Below are 17,066 nucleotides of genomic sequence, written 5' to 3'. Positions count from 1 at the left end.
GGTCCCCATGCAGGGCACCGCGAGTTCGACCAGGGAGCACCGGCCGGCGCGTATCGCGGTCACGGCATCCGGTTCGCGCACGCCCGGGGGCGACGACCGGTCCAACACCGCGATCATCACGCGCACGAAGCCGCGGACCAAGCGGCCGAGTCTGTACCGGGTACTCCTTCTGAACGACGACTATACGCCGATGGAGTTCGTGGTCCTGGTGGTCGAGCGGTTCTTCAACAAGAGCCACGAGGACGCCTACCAGATCATGATGCACGTGCATCAGAACGGGGTCGGCGAGTGCGGGGTCTTCACCTACGAGGTGGCGGAGACCAAGGTGACGCAGGTCATGGACTTCGCACGCAAACACCAACATCCTCTCCAGTGCGTTATGGAAAAGAAATAGGCGCCGCTCGCGGTAGGCACGAAGGACAGAGGCCAGCTTTGCCAAGCTTCTCACGCAGCCTAGAACAAGCCCTCCACCGCGCCCTGGCGCTCGCCGGGGAGCGCCGGCACGAATACGCGACGCTGGAGCATCTCCTGCTCGCCCTGGTGGATGACCAAGATGCGGCCGCGGTCATGCGCGCCTGCAACGTCGAGATCGACACGCTCAAGCGCAGCTTGGTCGACTACGTCGACACCGAGCTCTCCAACCTCACCGGCGATGGCCGGCAGGACGCCAAGCCCACGGCCGGGTTCCAGCGCGTGATCCAGCGCGCCGTGATCCACGTCCAGTCGTCGGGCCGCGAGGAGGTGACCGGCGCCAACGTGCTGGTGGCGATCTTCGCCGAGCGCGAGAGCCACGCCGCCTACTTCCTGCAGGAGCAGGACATGACCCGCTACGACGCGGTCAACTACATCAGCCACGGCATCGCCAAGCGGCCCGGCGCCTCCGAGGCGAAGCCCGTGCGCGGCGCCGACGAGGAGGGCGCGTCCGAGCGTCCGAGCGACGAGGGCGATCCCCGCGGTGCCAAGAAAAAGGGCGACGCGCTCGACGCCTACTGCGTCAACCTCAACAAGAAGGCCCGCGACGGCAAGATCGACCCGCTGATCGGCCGCGAGAGCGAGGTCCAGCGGACGATCCAGGTCCTCTGCCGCCGGCAGAAGAACAACCCGCTGCTGGTCGGCGATCCCGGCGTCGGCAAGACCGCGATCGCCGAAGGTCTGGCGCGCAAGATCATCCAGCACGAGGTGCCGGAGGTTCTCGCCGACGCGACCGTCTTCTCCCTCGACATGGGCACGCTGCTCGCCGGCACCCGCTACCGGGGCGACTTCGAGGAGCGCCTCAAGCAGGTGATGAAGGAGATCGAGGCGCACCCGAACGCGATCATGTTCATCGACGAGATCCACACGGTGATCGGCGCCGGCGCGACCTCGGGCGGGGCCATGGACGCGTCGAACCTGCTCAAGCCGGCGCTCGCCTCCGGCACGCTGCGCTGCATCGGCTCGACCACCTACAAGGAGTACCGCCAGTACTTCGAGAAGGACCGTGCCCTGGTGCGGCGGTTCCAGAAGATCGACGTCAACGAGCCGTCGATCCCCGACACGATCGAGATCGTGAAGGGCCTGCGGCCGTACTTCGAGGAGTTCCACAAGCTCAAGTACACGACCGAGGCCGTGAAGGCCGCGGTGGAGCTGTCGGCCCGCTACATCAACGACCGCAAGCTGCCCGACAAGGCGATCGACGTGATCGACGAGACCGGCGCCTCGCAGATGCTGGTGCCGGAGGCGCGCCGCAAGCGCACCATCGGCATCAAGGAGATCGAGGCGACCATCGCCACGATGGCCCGGATCCCGCCGAAGACGGTCTCCAAGGACGACGCGGTGGTGCTCCAGCACCTGACCGAGAACCTGAAGCGCGTGGTCTACGGACAGCCGAACGCCATCGAGGCCCTCACCTCGGCGATCAAGCTGGCCCGGGCCGGCCTGCGCGACCCGGACAAGCCGATCGGCTCGTACCTGTTCGCGGGCCCGACCGGCGTCGGCAAGACCGAGGCCGCCAAGCAGCTCGCCGCCTCGCTCGGCGTCGAGATGCTGCGCTTCGACATGTCGGAGTACATGGAGCGCCACACGGTGAGCCGCCTGATCGGCGCGCCCCCCGGCTACGTGGGCTTCGACCAGGGCGGCCTGCTCACCGACGGGATCGACCAGCACCCGCACTGCGTGCTCCTGCTCGACGAGATCGAGAAGGCGCATCCGGACCTGTTCAATATCCTGCTGCAGGTGATGGACCACGGGAAGCTGACCGACCACAACGGCAAGCAGGTCGATTTCCGCAACGTCATCATCATCATGACGTCGAACGCGGGTGCCTCGGACCTGGCCAAGGCGGCCTACGGCTTCACCCAGTCGAAGCGCTCCGGTGACGACGTCGAGGCGATCAACCGGCTGTTCGCGCCGGAATTCCGCAACCGGCTCGACGCGATCATCTCGTTCGGCCACCTGCCGAAGGACGTGGTGGCGAAGGTGGTGGACAAGTTCGTCCTCCAGCTCGAGGCGCAGCTCGCCGACCGCAACGTCACGATCGAGCTCTCCGACGAGGCCCGGGACTGGCTGGTGGAGCACGGCTACGACGACGCGATGGGCGCGCGCCCGATGGCCCGGCTGATCCAGTCGACCATCAAGACGCCGCTCGCCGACGAGGTCCTGTTCGGCAAGCTGAAGGACGGCGGCGCGGTCCGCGTGGTCGTCCGCAAGCCGGAGGACGGCGAGGCCAAGGCCGGCGCCAAGGACAGCCTGGGCTTCGACTTCCCGGCGGGTCCCGTGACGCCCAAGCCCGAGAAGGACGTGACCAACGCCGCCAAGCGCCACAAGCGCGCCAAGCCCCGCACCGCGGCGCGGAAGAAGACGCCGAAGGACAACAAGGGCGGCGGCGGCAGCTCGGGCGGCGGCGTCCGGACCGTGCCGAAGGTGCCACTCGTGCGCGCCTAATGGTGTGCAGGCCGGCCGGCGGCCTTCCGGACTCGGGGGCCGCCGGTCTATGACCGCCGCGACGCGCATGCGCCGCGGCGAGGAGGCGCCCGATGACTGACAACCTGCACGAGGGACCTCTGTCCCCCGTCGCGCAGCCGGCGCCCCCCAAGAAGCTCACCCGGCGCGAGGAGCGGCGCCGGCGTCGCCAGCGGCGCCGCCGCGGCGAGGAGGTGCTGGCCTGGGTGCTCGTGCCGTTCATCTGCTTCGGCATCTACTGGGGCATCGCCGCCGGCTTCGACTTCTTCGGCACCTCGCCGGGCCAGGTCTGGGACCAGCTGATGCAGGTCAAGGCCATGATGGAGAAGCGTTCGGGCCCGCAGGGCGCGCGCGGCTAGCGCGCCGCCGCGGGTCCCGGCGCGAGGGAGGCGACGCCTCCGGACGGTTCCGAGCGGGCGCGCCCATGACACCGACCCGTCGATCGCTGCTCGCCGCCCCTCTCCTGGCGATGCCGGCCCTCCGGGCCCGCGCCGGCGGCGGATCCGTGGTCGTCGTCGGCGCCGGGGCCGCGGGGCTCGCGGCCGCCGCCCTTCTGCGGGCGGCCGGGCAGAGTTTCACCCTCGTCGAGGCCCGGGACCGGATCGGCGGCCGCGCCTACACCGACCGGGCGCTCGGCGCCGCGTGCCGGTTCGACGCCGGCGCCGAGTACATCCACTGGGCCGAGCGCAATCCCTGGGCGCCCATCGCCCGGGCGGCCGGGGCGCACGTCGCCCGCGAGGACGGCTGGGCGCGCCGGCTCGTCGTCGACGGCCGTCCCGCCACCGCCGCCGAGGCGGCGCAGCGGCGCGCCGGCTTCTCCGGCCTCGACGCGCTGCTCGCCCCGAAGGGCGGCGACCCGTCCCTGGCGGAGGCGGCCCGGGCCGGCGGCCCCGACGCCGCCCTGGCGGCGGCCGGCCTGAGCCGGCTCTCCCTCGGCGAGGATCCCGAGCGGGTCTCGGCCGTGGACTACGACCGGCTCTGGTCCGGCTCCGACCTCTGGATCGACGGCTACGGCGACCTCGTGGCGCGGCACTTCGCCGACCTGCCGGTCAGCCTCAACTGCCCCGTACGGGCGATCGACTGGTCGGGCCGCGGGGTCCGAGTCGAGACGGCGCGGGGCACGATCGCGGCCGCCGCCGCCATCGTCACGGTGCCGGTCGGCGTGCTGAAGGCCGGAGCCGTGGCGTTCGCGCCGGACCTGCCGGACGCCGCCCGGACGGCGCTCGACGGCCTGTCGATGGGCGCCTACACCAAGATCGGCCTGCGCCTCGACCCCGCGCGCCTCGACGGCGCCGACCTCGGCGACGCGGTCTCGGTGGCGACGGGCGGCCCGACGATCTACTTCGAGATGCAGCCCTTCGGCCGGTCCCTGGCGGTGGCCAATCTCGGCGGCGACCTCGCGCGCGACCTGTGCCGGGCCGGCGAGGCGGAGGCGGTGGCGCTCGCCACCGAGCGCCTGGTCGCGGTCCTCGGCGGCGGCGCCCGCAGCGCCGTCCAGGCCGGGCGCCTCGCCGGCTGGTGGACGGACCCGCACGCCCGGGGCTCCTACTCGATCGCCGCCCCCGGCCACGCGGAGGCCCGCGACCGCCTGCGCGCGCCGGTCGGCGGGCGCGTGTTCTTCGCCGGGGAGGCGCTGGCGGGCGGCGGCGCCATGACGGTGGGCGGGGCGACCCTCGACGGCGAGCGCGCCGCCCGGGCGGTGCTGAAGGCGCTGGGCGCCTGAGCGGCCCGTCTCGGCCATCCGTCTCGGCTATCCGTGTTGGCCATCCGTCTTGGCGGCCCGCTCAGGCGGTCGCGGCGCGGCTCGGCAGCGGCCGCGCGGGTGCCGCGACGGCGGCCCGGCGCCGGATCGCCGCCACTGCCAGGGGCTCGGCGCGGCCGCGCAGGGCGTGCGCCCCGAGATCCTCCGCCACGAGGTCGTCCGGCAGCGGGCCGAGCCGGGCGAGGAGGTCGGCCGAGACGAGGACGTCGACCCCCAAGGTCTTCGACAGGGCCTCCAGCCGGGCCGTCGTGTTCACGACGTCGCCGAAATACGCGATCTTGTGCCGCTCCAGCCCGATCTCCGCGGTCACGACCGGACCGCAATGCAGCGCGGCGCGGAACTGCGGCACCTGCCCGAAGCGATCCCGCCAGCTCTCCGCCTCGGCGGCGAGGCGCTCCTGGAACGCGAAGACGCAGCGCAGGCAGGCGGCGTCGCGCAGGCCTCGCTCCATCGTCCAGGTCACCAGCGCGAGGTCGCCGACGTAGTCGTCGATGGAGCCGCGGGCGCGGGCCACCGGCAGCGCCAGGGCGTTGAACACCTGCCCGAGATAGGCCTGCGCCGCCCGGTCGCCGTGGCGGTCGGCGAAGCGCGTCGATCCGGTCACGTCGAGGAAGAGGAAGATCCGCTCCTCGCTGATCGGCCGGTGGTAGCGCCCGATCAGCAGGTTGGCGAAGACGCCGGGGCCGATCAGGTCGCGGACCCGGAACACGAACACCACCAGGGCCGAGATGCCGAGCGCGTAGAGCAGGCCGGACTGCGACATCAGCATCGCGTTCCGCTCGCTGTACATGAAGCGGAACAGCTGGTTCAGCACCGTGCTGGCGACCGCGTTCCCGACCACGATCAGCGCGATGTAGAGCGCCACGGTGGCGAGCAGGAACAGCGGCGTCGCGAGGCCGCGGATGCGGTCGCGCAGGCGCGGCGCCAGCAGCTGCCGCTCGTAGAGCAGGATCGGCGTGCCGATGATCGCGCCGCGGATCGCCGTCCCGGTCAGCGGGGCGATCCCGAAGATCACCCCGTAGAGGAGCCCCGCCAGGGCTCCCAGGGCGGGCGCCACCAGCAGGAACCAGCGCGGGCCGAAGCGCATGGGTTCGCGTGCCCCGCCCGGCCCCGCTCAGTCCAGCCGGAGCGCGTGGACCGAGAACAGCTGGTCCGGGTCGGTCCAGACCGTCAGCCACGTCCAGCCCGCCCGCTCGGTCAGCGCGCGGAACGTGGCCGGCGTGTACTTGTAGCTGCTCTCGGTGTGGATCGTCTCGCCCGCCGCGAACGCGAAGGTGTCGGCGCCGACCCGCACCGCCTGGGCGTCGCGGGCGACGAGATGCATCTCGATCCGCGAGGCGTCGGTGTTGAACACCGCCCGGTGGCTGAACGCGCCGGGCTCGAAGCGGCCGGCGAGTTCCCGGTTGATCCGGGTCAGGAGGTTGAGGTTGAAGGCCGCCGTCACGCCCTGCGCGTCGTCGTAGGCGGTCTCCAGCACCGCCGGGTCCTTCACGAGGTCGACGCCGACGATCATGTGGGCGCCCGGCCCCAGGATCCGCCCGAACCGGCGCAGCAGCGCCTCGGCCTCGTGCGGGTCGAAGTTGCCGATGGTCGAGCCCGGGAAGAACCCGGCGCGCGGCAGGCCGTTCAGGCTGTCCGGCAGGTCGAAGTCGCGGGTGAAGTCGGCCACGACCGGCTCGACCCGCAGGTCCGGGAAGTCGCCCCGCAGGACCTCCGCCTGCCCGCGCAGGAACTCGCCGGAGACGTCCACCGGCACGTAGGCCGCGAGGGTGTCGAGGTGGCGCAGGAGACGGCGCAGCTTCACGGTCGAGCCGCTGCCGAACTCCACCAGCGCCGCGTGGGCCGGCAGCAGCGCGGCGATCTCGGGCCCGCAGGCGTCGATGATGCCGATCTCGGTCCGGGTCGGGTAGTATTCCGGGAGCCGCGTGATCGCCTCGAACAGCGCGGACCCGGCCTCGTCGTAGAAGTATTTCGGCGACAGGGCCTTCTGGGGCTTGGACAGGCCCGCGCGGACGTCGTCGAGGAAGCTCAGCGGCGGCGCGTCCAGCGTGACCGGCGTCGCGTCGGCGAAGGTGGGCTTGATGGTCAAGGGCGGCTCCGGGGCGCGTCAGGCGGCGTCGGCGAGGCGCAGGCCGGTGAACTGCCAGCGCTGGTGCGGATAGAAGAAGTTGCGGTACGGCAGCCGGGCATGGCCCTCGGGGGTCGCCACCGACGAGCCCCGCAGCACGAACTGGTTGGCCATGAACTTGCCGTTGTACTCGCCGAGCGCCCCCGGGAGCGGCCGGTACCCCGGGTAGGGGACGTAGGCGCTGCGGGTCCATTGCCAGACGAGGCCGAAGGCGTCCGGCAGACTGCCGTCGCGGGCCGCGACCTCCCACTCGAACTCGGTCGGCAGGAAGCGGCCGGCCCAGCGGGCGTAGGCGTCGGCCTCGTAGTAGCTGACGTGGGTGACAGGGGCGTCGAGATCCACCGGGCGCTCGCCGCCCAGCGTCATGGTCGCCCACCCCTCCCCGTCCCGGCGCCAGTAGCCGGGGGCCTCCCAGCCCTCCGCCGGCCCGGCATACCAGCCGTCGGAGAGCCACAGCTCCGGCTTGGCGTAGCCGCCATCCTCCATGAAGGCGAGCCACTGGCGGTTCGTCACCAGCGCCCGGTCGAGGCGGCCGGCCGGGATCAGCGTCTCGTGCCGGGGCGACTCGTTGTCGAACGAGAACCCCTCGCCCGCATGCCCGATCCACGCGATCGCGCGGTCGAGGGTGACCTGGCCGGCCTGCGCCGCCGCCTTCGGGAAGCGCCAGTCCGGGTCGTAGGCCGGGTTCAGCGGGTTCTGCGCGAAGGCGTGCAGGATGTCGGTGAGGAGGAGCTCCTGGTGCTGCTGCTCGTGGTAGAGGCCGATCTCCAGGATCGGCAGCACCGCCTCGAGCGCGCGCTCGGAGGCCTGGCCCAGCAGGGCCTCGACCGCCCGGTCGATATGGGCGCGGTAGGCCGCGACCTCCGCCATGGTCGGGCGGGTGATCATGCCGCGCTGGATGCGCGGCTGACGGGGACCGGCCGCCACGTAGTACGAGTTGAACAGGTAGTGCAGCCGCGCGTCGTAGATCGCGTAGCCCGGCAGGTGCTCCCGCAGCAGGAACTGCTCGAAGAACCACGTGACGTGCGCCCGGTGCCACTTGGTCGGGCTGGCATCGGCCATCGACTGGACCTGCTGGTCTTCCGGCGAGAGCGGCGCGGCGCGGCGCTCGGTCTCGCTCCGGACCTGCCGGTAGGCGGCGATCCAGGCGGCCCGGTCGATCGGCCGGGCCGTGACGTGCGGCGGCGGGAAGGCCGGTGCCGCGGGGTCGCGTCTCTCGTCCGGGCGCAGTGCGGCTGTCGCTGCCATGACGATGATCCCTTTTTTCGGGCCTGACCGAGAACCGTCTTCTCGACCCCGGCCGGCGCGCAGAAGATATGTTCCGGCCGTGTTCCGACAACCTCTGCAAGAGCGGACGCGGCGGCTTCGCGTGCGCCTGGTCGACGCGCGGTCGCCGCTCGGCCCACCGGGCCTCTTCGCCGCGTCGGCGCGCCGGTTAACGGAACGGGTTGGGGATCACGGGTCTTTCTCTCGCCGCAGTGACACCGCCTTAACCCTCGCTGCCGAGATTTTGGGACGCTCTTCGAGGAGTCCGGGGTTCTCATGCGGATCGATCTGATGGCCGGGGCCAGCCTGTCCGCCGCCGCTCTGCGCTGCGCCGCAGAGCCGACCATCCTGGTGTTCGATTCCGGCCTCGGCGGCCTGACCGTCCTCGACGCGGTGCGGCGCGCCCGCCCGGATGCCCGCTACGTCTATGTCGGCGACGACGCCGCCTTCCCGTACGGCCGGCTCTCGGAGGCGACCCTCGTCGCCCGCGTCCTCGCCGTGATGGAGCGGCTGGTCGCGACCCACCGGCCCGACCTCGTGGTCATCGCCTGCAACACAGCCTCGACGCTGGTGCTCCCGGCGCTGCGCCAGCGCTTCACGACGCCCTTCGTGGGGGTGGTCCCACCGATCAAGCCCGCCGCCGAGGCGACGCGCTCGCGGCTCGTGACCCTGCTGGCGACGCCCGGCACGGTGGCGCGCTCCTACACCCACGACCTGATCGCGACCTACGCGGGCTCCTGCGCGGTGACGCTGGTCGGCTCGCAGAACCTCGCCGGCTTCGCGGAGACCGAGCTCGCGGGCGCGCCGGTGGACGACGCCACCCTCGCCGCCGAGATCGCCCCCTGCTTCGTCACCGAGGCGGACGGGCGGCGCACCGACGTGGTCTGCCTCGCCTGTACCCACTATCCGCTGCTGCTGCCGCGCCTCCAGGCGGTCGCGCCCTGGCCGGTGACCTGGATCGACCCGGCGCCCGCCATCGCCCGGCGCGTCGTGCAGCTGATCGGCCCCCTCCCCCGCGAGGCGGACCGGCACGGCTCGGCGCTCGGCGCCTTCACGGCCGGCACCTGCCTGACCGACGCCCTGCGCGCGGCCCTCGCCGCCCGGGGCATTGGCGACGTCGCCGTGGAGGCGGTGCCGCTGCCGATGCAGTGACGCGGCGCCTCGCGCGCCGCCGAGGCTTCGTCGGGTGATGCCCGGTCCGGGCTGACCGGTCGTCCGCTGTGCCGTTTCAGCGGACCGCGTCGCTCAGGCGCCGCGTCGGTCGCCCTCCGGGGCCGCGCGCCTCACCGCGGGGTGTGGCTGGCCGCTTTATGGACCGTCGCGAGCGGTGCCGACGACGCGTCGGCCTCGGCGGGAACGACCAGATGGACGAACAGCATGCCGGCCGCGACGATGAGCGCCAGGGCGAGGATGCGCCACAGTTCCAGGATCGGCTCCTGCGCCGGGGCATCCTGAATCGCTCGGTTCGTCTCGCTCGGCATCGCTTCCGCTTTCCCGCCTGTGACCCTCCGGATCGGACACCCGGAGGATGAACGCTTGGTAAAATCCGCCCCGATCGGCCCGGCCCGCCGAGGCGGGCTCGGCGGGGAGCGGGGGTCCGGCGTCGGGATCGTCGCCGCCACCGCGAGGCAGAGGGAGCGGGCGCTGGCGATCGCCTCGCCGACCGGGGCCGTGTCGCAGCGGAATGGGGCCGCAGCGGGACGGGCCCGGTCCCGCGGCGTGCGGTGCCGCACCCGCTGACGTTGCGGCCGGGGCGCGGTCCCGGTCACGAGGCCGAGCGCGGAGGCCGCACCCCGTCGTCTCGGATCCACCCGCACGTCCCGGAAGCGAGAGGGACGGGCTCGGGTGAGAGGTCGATGGCCGGTGCGGATCCGGGCCGGTCCCGGTGCCCGCAGGTCCGGTCGACCTACGCGGCGGCCGGCAGGGCGGCGACCTCGCAGCTGTCGGCGCGCAGGCGCCAGTCGACCACCCGGGCCCCCGCGCAGAGCAGCGCCTTGGCCTGCCAGACGGCCGACACCTCCGACGGCGCCCGGACCAGGATCGCGCGCTGCCGCACCCGGTGCTCGTGGCCGGTATCGTCCGCGACGGTCTTGTAGAAGGTGACGCGATAGAGGCGCATGGTCCGGGCTCCGGTTGGGCGCGGGGATCGTGGGAGACCGGGGCGGCGCGCGCATTGATCCCGCGCAAGGACGGGACGCCCGCCACGAGCGCGGGTGTCTCGGGTTGGGCGCAATCAGTTGTCGACAGTTGAATACCGGGCGATACAGGGCGTTGATTACATTCGCGGGAATGGTCTAGCTTCATCAGCAATCGTCCGCAGTCCGGAACGGTCCGCGGCGGGGCTCCAGACCGGGAGTGCCTGATGTTCGAGAGCGTGTTCTGGGGTGCGGTACTCGTCGCGCTGATCGGTTCGGCCGCGCTGGTGGCGATCGGCGCCAGCGTCCAGCCGCGGTTGGGTCGCAAGATGGAGATGGACGCGCGCCTCTCCGATCCGCGCCGCACCTTCGGGCGCAAGCGGCGCTGGGCGCGTCCGCCGCGGACGATGCGGCGACCCGGCCTGCTCCCCATGCGGTGACTAGCGCTGCACCAAAGACGTACATCTCCCGCCGCCGGCTCGCGTGATAGCTATCTGTTCACTGCGGAAATGCAGTGTTCACGCCGGGCTGGAGGGATCGGTACTGATGAGCGTGCGTCAGATTTGTGATCAGGTTCGGATCGCCGAGCAGGCCTTCACCGCCGCGCTCGGCAACATGAAGGCCGCAGGCCTCCGCGAGTCGCTGACCCGCGAGCTCCAGGAGATGGAGAGCGCCGAGATCGACGCCGGGCAGGACGCGGCCGCGGCGCGGTCGGCCTCCTGGAAGCGGGTCAAGATGCTGCACGGGCTCGGCTACCCGGTGGATTTCGGCTGGCTCCACGCCGCCGCCAGCCCGGTCCGCTGAGCGGCGCCGGCCGGCGCCACCCCGCCGGCAGATTGTTTGCCGGCTCCCGGATCGGGTCGGCGCTCTCGCCCGTTGTGCCTGCTGCCGGGTGCCGTCGCACCCGGCCGCCGCGCCGACCTCTCGATCCGGACACGCCATGCTGGCTTGGTTTCGCGCCCTGATGCCGCGGGAGGACCGGTTCTTCGATCTCTTCGAGCGTCACGCGCGGACGCTCGAGGACGGCGCGGCCGCCCTGCGAGGACTTCTCGACGGGACTCAGGCCGTCCCGGCGGCCTACGCGGCGATCGCGGCCCACGAGGACGCGGCCGACGGGATCACCCGCGAGGCGCTGCTGGCGGTCCGCCGGACCTTCATCACGCCGTTCGACCGCGGCGACATCCAGGCCCTGGTCGGCTCCCTCGACGACGCCATCGACCAGATGCTCAAGACCGCCAAGGCGGTCCAGCTCTTCGAGGTGACCACCTTCGAGCCGGCGATGCGCGAGATGGGCGCGGTCATCCAGGAGGCCGCGCAGGTCACCGCCGAGGCGCTGCCGAAGCTGCGGGCCCTCGGCGAGAACGCCGCCGCGCTGAACAGCCTGACCGAGCGCGTCATCGAGCTGGAGGGGCGGGCCGACGACCTGCACAATGACGGGCTGAAGGCCCTGTTCAAGGCCTCGGGGCGGGACCCCATGGCCTTCCTCGTCGGGTCCGAGCTGTACGGCCACTTGGAGAAGGTCATGGACCGGTTCGAGGACGTGGCGAACCAGATCAGCAGCATCGTCGTCGAACATGTCTGAGCCGCAGGTCGCCGCGTGACGCTCCTCGTCGTCCTCATCGTCCTCGCCCTGGTCTTCGACTTCCTGAACGGGCTGCACGACGCCGCGAACTCCATCGCCACGATCGTGTCGACGCGGGTGCTGGCGCCCCGCTACGCCGTGTTCTGGGCGGCGTTCTTCAACTTCGTGGCCTTCCTGGTCTTCGGCCTGCACGTCGCCGGCACGGTCGGCTCGGGCATCATCGACGTCGCGACGGTGGACGACCGGGTCATCATGGGCGCGCTCGGCGGCGCCATCACGTGGAACCTGGTCACGTGGTACGCCGGCATCCCGTCCTCCAGCTCCCACGCCCTGATCGGGGGCCTGCTCGGCGCCGGCATCGCCAAGGCGGGGGTCGGCGTGATCGTCTGGCCCGGCGTCATCGCCACCAGCGCCGCCATCGTCCTCTCGCCGGCCCTGGGCTTCGCCCTCGGGCTGCTGCTGATGCTGGCGGTCTCGTGGATCTTCGTCCGCTCGACGCCGCACGCCGTGGACCGCGTGTTCCGGGGCCTGCAGTTCGTCTCGGCCTCGCTCTACTCCCTCGGCCACGGCGGCAACGACGCCCAGAAGACCATGGGCATCATCGCGGCCCTGCTCTACGCCCACGGCGAGAGCGGGGCTTTCCACGTGCCCCTCTGGGTGGTGCTGTCCTGCCAGACCGCCATGGCCCTCGGCACCCTGATGGGCGGCTGGCGCATCGTCCACACGATGGGGTCGAAGATCACGCGGCTGTCGCCCATGCAGGGATTCTGCGCAGAGACCGGCGGCGCCGCGACGCTGTTCGCCGCGACGGCCTTCGGCGTCCCGGTCTCGACCACCCACACGATCACGGGCGCCATCGTCGGCGTCGGCGCCGCGCGCCGGGTCTCGGCGGTCCGCTGGAACGTCGCGCAGGGCATCGTGATCGCCTGGGTGATCACGATGCCGGCCGCGGCCCTTGTCGCGGCCCTGACCTACGCGGCCTCCGGCCTGGTCCTGCCGTAGCGGACGAGCGCGGCCGGATCCGCCCCGGGCTCACCAGCGATGGTGCCAGCCGCCGTGGTGCCAGCCACCGTGCCAGCCCCGATGCCAGCCGCCGCGCCATCCCCCATGCCATCCCCCATGCCAGCCGGCATGGCGGAAGCCGCCCCAGCGATAGCCGCCGCCCCACGCGAAGCGTCGGTGCCAGCGGTAGCCGTAGTGCCACCGGTAGCCGACGCGCGGATAGACCGGGACGTAGACGAACGGCCTGTAGCCCAGATTCGGCCGGCACCAGCCGTAGACGTTGCGGTGGAAGCCGGGCCCGCAGCCGTCGCGCGCCTCGGCGCTCGAGCCGGCCAACAGGACCCCCGCGGCGAGCGCCACGGGCATGACGAGAGTGCGGATCATGACTCAACTCCGGGAGTGTCTCCACGGGAGTCCGGCCGCGGGGCCGGACGCGGAACGGGGGACGCGATCGAGCGTCCCGGCGTCTCAGTTCGGCCAGCAGCGGCGGCCGTAGGGGCCGATGTGGAAGCCCGCCGGGCACGAGCGGCCGCGGATGTAGCCGCCCCACTGGCCTCCGGTGCGGCAGCCGCCGTACGGGCCGCGATGGCCGTAGGGGCCGCAGCCGCCGTAGACCTGGATGATCCGGGCGCCGTCGGCGCCGTCGGAGACGGCGTCCTGCACCAGCGGCAGCGCCGAGGCGGGCACCGCGAGGCTCACGAGGAGGGCGGCGGGAGCGAGAACCTTCAACATCGGTGATCTCCGTCTGCTCGATCGGTCAGCGCGGCCCGGGGCCGGCTGCCGCCGCCGGGACGGAGGATCCGCCGCGGCGTGTGAGCGAAGGTTCGTCCGCGCGCGCTGCCCGGATGTGACCGGGGAGCGCCGTCCTGTAACGATGTGTAACGGCCGGTTGCGGGCCCGTTGCGGCCCGCCGTCAGGACAGGCTTGGCAGGGTCACGACGAGCCGCGCGCCGCCGTCCGCGCCGGCCTCCGCCACCACCGTGCCGCCGTGGGCCTCGGCGATCTGCCGGCTGATGGCGAGGCCCAGGCCGGTCCCGCCGGTCTGCCGGCTGCGCGAGCGCTCGACCCGGTAGTACGGGCTGAACACCGCCGTCCGCTCCGCCTCGGGAATGCCCGGACCGTCATCCTCGACGACGATGCGGCAGACCGTCCCGGCCCGGCTCACCGCCACCGCCACCGAGGAGCGTCCGAACTTGACGGCGTTCCCGATCAGGTTGGCCACGACCCGGCGCAGGGCGACCGCGTCGCCGGCCACCGTGGCGTCCCGCACCTCCTCGCCGGTCAGGCTGATCGTGGCGCCCTGGGCGGCGTGCTCGGCTACCTCGACGGCGACGAGATCGGCGAGATCCACCGGCGCCCGGGTCGCCTCGACGGCGGTGCCGCGGGCGAACCCCAGGGACGCCTCGATCAGCTCGGTCATGGCGTCGAGATCCGCCACGAGCTTGTCCCGGAGCATCGGCTCCGCCACCACTTCGGCGCGGAGGCGCAGCCGCGTCAGGTAGGTCTTGAGGTCGTGCGAGATGGCGCCGATCAGCAGCGAGCGCTCGGCCATGAGGCCGGCGATCCGCTCCTGCATGCCCTGCACTGCCTGGGCGAGACGCCGGATCTCGGGCGCCCCCCGGGGCGCGCTCACCCGCTCCGGGGCGCGGCCGTCGAACCGGGAGACCGCGTCGGTGAGGCGGCGCAGCGGCGCGAGTTCGTGGCGCGTGCCGACCAGGACGAGACCGGCCGCCGCGGCGCCGAGCACCGCGACCCAGAGGCTCAGCGGCTGGCCGAACAGCCACGGCATGAGCGAGCGATGATGCTCGGCCGCGCTGATCACGGCGTACCGGCCGTCGGGCAGCCGGTAGGTCGCCAGCGCGAGGCGTCCGATCGGCCCGGCGCGCTCGGCCTGCGCGATGTTGGCCGGATCGACGCCGCGGCGCAGCAGGGCGGCGTCGGTGTAGGCCTGGACGCGGTCGGCCGGCTCGGCCGTCATCCGCCGGATCCGGGTTTCCAGGCGGGGCTCGCGGATCAGGTCGACGGTGTCGGGCGGCGCGTCGACGATCTCGGCCCGCAGCACCTCGCCGCTGACCGCCTTCAGGATGGCCGGCCTCTGGGCGGGATCCGCGTCGCGCAGCAGCGTCATGATGCCGGCGGCCTGGTCGACCCGCGGGAAGCGCGAGCCCGCGGGCAGCCGCTCCTCCCGGCGCTGCCAGTGATCCAGGGCCACGGTGGCGAGGACGAGCAGGGAGAGGGCGCCGAGCAGGAGCAGCATGATGCGCCCGAGAAGCCCGACGCGGCCCATCACGGCGTTCCGGAGCGGACCGGGGCGGCCAGGATGTAGCCGGCATTGCGCACGGTCCTGAGCAGGGACGCGGCCTGACTGCCCGAGGCGTCGAGCTTGTGCCGCAGGCGGCTGACCTGGACGTCGATGGTGCGGTCGAAGGCGTCGGCGGTCCGGCCCCGGGTCCAGTCGAGGAGCTGGTCGCGCGAGAGCACCCGCTGTGGCCGGGTGACGAAGCAGTGGAGCAGGTCGTACTCGGCGCTGGTCAGCGGGATCTCGGCGGCGGGATCGCCGGTGATCACGGTGCGGGCCGCGAGATCGACGACGAGGTCGGCGACACTGAGACGCTCGGGGGCGGCCGCGGCGGGCTGGCCGCCGGCGCCGTGGGCCCGTCGCAGGACCGCGCGGATCCGGGCCAGCAGGACCCGCGGGTTGAACGGCTTCGAGACGTAGTCGTCGGCGCCCATCTCCAGGCCGAGGACCCGGTCGATGTCCTCGTCCTTGGCGGTCAGCATGACGACGGGCGGCCCACCGGCGTCGCGGAGGCGGCGGCAGATGGAGAGGCCGTCCTCGCCGGGCAGCATCCAGTCGAGGACGACGAGGTCGGGCGCGGGGCCCGCCGCGATCAGGCGGTCGAGGGCCGAGCCGCCGTCGAGGGCGACGGCGCGGAACCCCTCGCCCTCCAGGTAGCCGGCGAGCAGGGCGCGGATGTCGGGATCGTCCTCGACGATGGCGATGGTGGTGCCCTCGTGCATGGGGCGAGCATAGGGGCGGCCGGCGGCACGGCAACGCGAAACTGCACAGTGTCACAAAACGTTACACGTCCCGATCCGGACACCGAGCCCGCGCCCACCGTCACGCGCTCGCTTTCTCGTCTCGCCCCCGAAGACACACGAGAAGACACCCATGACGAAGACCTACACCATCGCGGCCATCCCCGCGGACGGCATCGGCGTCGAGGTCATCGCCGCCGGCATCGAGGTGCTCGACGCGCTGGCCGAGAAGACCGGCTCCTTCGCCTTCCAGTTCGACCATTTCGATTGGGGATCGGACTACTACAAGAGGCACGGCGCGATGATGCCGGCCGACGGCCGCGACCAGATCCGGAACCACGACGCGATCTTCTTCGGCGCGGTTGGGGCGCCGGACGTGCCCGACCACATCACCCTCTGGGGCCTGCGGCTCGCGATCTGCCAGCCCTTCGACCAGTACGCCAACGTCCGCCCGACCCGGATCCTGCCGGGCATCACCAGCCCGCTGCGCAACGTCTCGGGTCCGGAGCTCGACTGGGTGATCGTGCGGGAGAACTCGGAGGGCGAGTATGCCGGCGTCGGCGGACGGGTCCACCAGGGCCATCCCAACGAGGTCGCCACCGACGTCTCGATGATGACCCGCTCGGGGGTCGACCGGATCATCCGCTACGCGTTCGAGCTCGCCCGCTCCCGTCCGCGCAAGCTGCTCACCGTGGTCACCAAGTCCAACGCCCAGCGCCACGCCATGGTGATGTGGGACGAGATCGCCGCCGCGGTCGCGAAGGACTTCCCGGACGTGACCTGGGACAAGATGCTGGTCGACGCCATGACGATGCGCATGGTGACGAAGCCCGAGACCCTCGACACGATCGTGGCGACGAACCTGCACGCGGACATCCTTTCGGACCTCGCGGCGGCGCTCGCCGGGTCGCTCGGCATCGCGCCGACCGCCAACATCAACCCGGAGCGGACCTACCCGTCGATGTTCGAGCCGATCCACGGCTCGGCCTTCGACATCGCCGGCAAGGGTATCGCCAACCCGGTCGCGACCTTCTGGACGGCGTGCCAGATGCTGGAGCACCTCGGCGAGAAGCCGGCGGCCGACCGGCTGATGCGCGCGGTCGAGCGGGTCACCGCGGATCCGAACCTGCACACGCCGGACCTCGGCGGCACAGCGACGACCCGTCAGGTCACCGACGCGGTCATCGCGGCGATCCGGGGCGACAACGCCTGAGG

19 protein-coding genes are annotated in these 17,066 nt (G+C 72.3%); 10 read left to right on the top strand and 9 right to left on the bottom strand.

All coding sequences use genetic code 11. The annotated features are described in order from the left end of the window. Nucleotides 1-7 precede the first annotated feature (7 nt). The 4 genes from clpS (at nucleotide 8) to ASG32_RS10320 (ending at nucleotide 4,660) form a co-directional block, all read left to right on the top strand. Nucleotides 8-394 carry an ATP-dependent Clp protease adapter ClpS gene (clpS, locus tag ASG32_RS10335; protein WP_026605344.1) on the top strand — a complete coding sequence of 129 codons (387 nt, stop codon included), beginning with the start codon at nucleotides 8-10 and terminating at the stop codon, nucleotides 392-394. A gap of 38 nt (nucleotides 395-432) precedes the next feature. Beyond that, nucleotides 433-2,919 carry an ATP-dependent Clp protease ATP-binding subunit ClpA gene (gene clpA, locus ASG32_RS10330; RefSeq protein WP_026605345.1) on the top strand — a complete coding sequence of 829 codons (2,487 nt, stop codon included), beginning with the start codon at nucleotides 433-435 and terminating at the stop codon, nucleotides 2,917-2,919. 92 nt (nucleotides 2,920-3,011) lie between these two features. Further along, nucleotides 3,012-3,296, top strand: coding sequence for a hypothetical protein (locus ASG32_RS10325; protein WP_020095819.1), 285 nt, complete (start codon nucleotides 3,012-3,014; stop codon nucleotides 3,294-3,296). 65 nt (nucleotides 3,297-3,361) lie between these two features. Then, nucleotides 3,362-4,660 carry an FAD-dependent oxidoreductase gene (locus ASG32_RS10320; RefSeq protein ID WP_056525394.1) on the top strand — a complete coding sequence of 433 codons (1,299 nt, stop codon included), beginning with the start codon at nucleotides 3,362-3,364 and terminating at the stop codon, nucleotides 4,658-4,660. 61 nt (nucleotides 4,661-4,721) lie between these two features. Here ASG32_RS10320 and ASG32_RS10315 read toward each other — a convergent pair whose 3' ends face one another. From ASG32_RS10315 to egtB, 3 genes are read right to left on the bottom strand one after another with little or no spacing between them, the layout of a single operon-like run. After that, nucleotides 4,722-5,786, bottom strand: coding sequence for an adenylate/guanylate cyclase domain-containing protein (locus tag ASG32_RS10315; RefSeq protein ID WP_056525392.1), 1,065 nt, complete (start codon nucleotides 5,784-5,786; stop codon nucleotides 4,722-4,724). A 27-nt stretch (nucleotides 5,787-5,813) separates the two neighbouring features. Beyond that, the gene (gene egtD, locus ASG32_RS10310; RefSeq protein ID WP_056525389.1) at nucleotides 5,814-6,788 is read right to left on the bottom strand and encodes an L-histidine N(alpha)-methyltransferase; all 975 of its coding nucleotides are present in this window, start codon (nucleotides 6,786-6,788) and stop codon (nucleotides 5,814-5,816) included. Between the two features lie 18 nt (nucleotides 6,789-6,806). Beyond that, nucleotides 6,807-8,075, bottom strand: a complete 1,269-nt coding sequence (gene egtB, locus ASG32_RS10305) for an ergothioneine biosynthesis protein EgtB (RefSeq protein WP_056525387.1) — start codon at nucleotides 8,073-8,075, stop codon at nucleotides 6,807-6,809. A gap of 294 nt (nucleotides 8,076-8,369) precedes the next feature. Between egtB and murI the strand changes: the two genes are divergently transcribed. After that, nucleotides 8,370-9,245, top strand: a complete 876-nt coding sequence (murI, locus tag ASG32_RS10300; RefSeq protein WP_042674021.1) for a glutamate racemase — start codon at nucleotides 8,370-8,372, stop codon at nucleotides 9,243-9,245. Nucleotides 9,246-9,376: 131 nt separating this feature from the next. Here murI and ASG32_RS10295 read toward each other — a convergent pair whose 3' ends face one another. Both ASG32_RS10295 and ASG32_RS10290 read right to left on the bottom strand, forming a co-directional pair. Continuing rightward, the gene (locus ASG32_RS10295; RefSeq protein ID WP_056525384.1) at nucleotides 9,377-9,574 is read right to left on the bottom strand and encodes a hypothetical protein; all 198 of its coding nucleotides are present in this window, start codon (nucleotides 9,572-9,574) and stop codon (nucleotides 9,377-9,379) included. A gap of 425 nt (nucleotides 9,575-9,999) precedes the next feature. Further along, the gene (locus ASG32_RS10290; protein WP_020095827.1) at nucleotides 10,000-10,212 is read right to left on the bottom strand and encodes a hypothetical protein; all 213 of its coding nucleotides are present in this window, start codon (nucleotides 10,210-10,212) and stop codon (nucleotides 10,000-10,002) included. Nucleotides 10,213-10,455: 243 nt separating this feature from the next. Here ASG32_RS10290 and ASG32_RS10285 point away from each other — a divergent pair, with 243 nt between their 5' ends. From ASG32_RS10285 to ASG32_RS10270, 4 genes are all read left to right on the top strand, one after another. After that, on the top strand, nucleotides 10,456-10,668 hold the full coding sequence (locus tag ASG32_RS10285) for a hypothetical protein (RefSeq protein ID WP_056525381.1): 213 nt from the start codon (nucleotides 10,456-10,458) through the stop codon (nucleotides 10,666-10,668). A 106-nt stretch (nucleotides 10,669-10,774) separates the two neighbouring features. Continuing rightward, nucleotides 10,775-11,032 (top strand): hypothetical protein, encoded by a 258-nt coding sequence (locus ASG32_RS10280; protein WP_042673854.1) that lies wholly within the window; start codon nucleotides 10,775-10,777, stop codon nucleotides 11,030-11,032. Nucleotides 11,033-11,168: 136 nt separating this feature from the next. Continuing rightward, a complete protein-coding gene (locus ASG32_RS10275) occupies nucleotides 11,169-11,810 on the top strand; it encodes a DUF47 family protein (protein WP_042673855.1) in 642 nt (213 codons plus the stop codon). A gap of 15 nt (nucleotides 11,811-11,825) precedes the next feature. Next, entirely contained in the window at nucleotides 11,826-12,812 is a 987-nt protein-coding gene (locus ASG32_RS10270) for an inorganic phosphate transporter (RefSeq protein WP_056525378.1), read from the top strand. 30 nt (nucleotides 12,813-12,842) lie between these two features. On the opposite strand, the gene ASG32_RS10265 is transcribed toward ASG32_RS10270, so the two are convergent. From ASG32_RS10265 to ASG32_RS10250, 4 genes are all read right to left on the bottom strand, one after another. Then, nucleotides 12,843-13,196 (bottom strand): hypothetical protein, encoded by a 354-nt coding sequence (locus ASG32_RS10265; RefSeq protein ID WP_056525375.1) that lies wholly within the window; start codon nucleotides 13,194-13,196, stop codon nucleotides 12,843-12,845. An 84-nt stretch (nucleotides 13,197-13,280) separates the two neighbouring features. Further along, nucleotides 13,281-13,544 (bottom strand): hypothetical protein, encoded by a 264-nt coding sequence (locus tag ASG32_RS10260; protein ID WP_042673859.1) that lies wholly within the window; start codon nucleotides 13,542-13,544, stop codon nucleotides 13,281-13,283. 181 nt (nucleotides 13,545-13,725) lie between these two features. Continuing rightward, nucleotides 13,726-15,099, bottom strand: coding sequence for a HAMP domain-containing sensor histidine kinase (locus ASG32_RS10255; RefSeq protein WP_056525369.1), 1,374 nt, complete (start codon nucleotides 15,097-15,099; stop codon nucleotides 13,726-13,728). Next, nucleotides 15,099-15,833, bottom strand: coding sequence for a response regulator (locus ASG32_RS10250; protein WP_056525365.1), 735 nt, complete (start codon nucleotides 15,831-15,833; stop codon nucleotides 15,099-15,101). Before ASG32_RS10250 ends, ASG32_RS10255 begins: the two co-directional genes overlap by 1 nt. A 151-nt stretch (nucleotides 15,834-15,984) precedes the next feature. On the opposite strand from ASG32_RS10250, the gene ASG32_RS10245 reads away from it, so the two are divergent. Beyond that, nucleotides 15,985-17,064, top strand: coding sequence for a tartrate dehydrogenase (locus ASG32_RS10245; protein ID WP_056525363.1), 1,080 nt, complete (start codon nucleotides 15,985-15,987; stop codon nucleotides 17,062-17,064). Nucleotides 17,065-17,066: the final 2 nt, after the last annotated feature.

This window comes from Methylobacterium sp. Leaf361 (genome assembly GCF_001424445.1).
Classification (GTDB): Bacteria; Pseudomonadota; Alphaproteobacteria; order Rhizobiales; family Beijerinckiaceae; genus Methylobacterium.
This window is presented reverse-complemented; position numbering and strand designations above follow the sequence as displayed.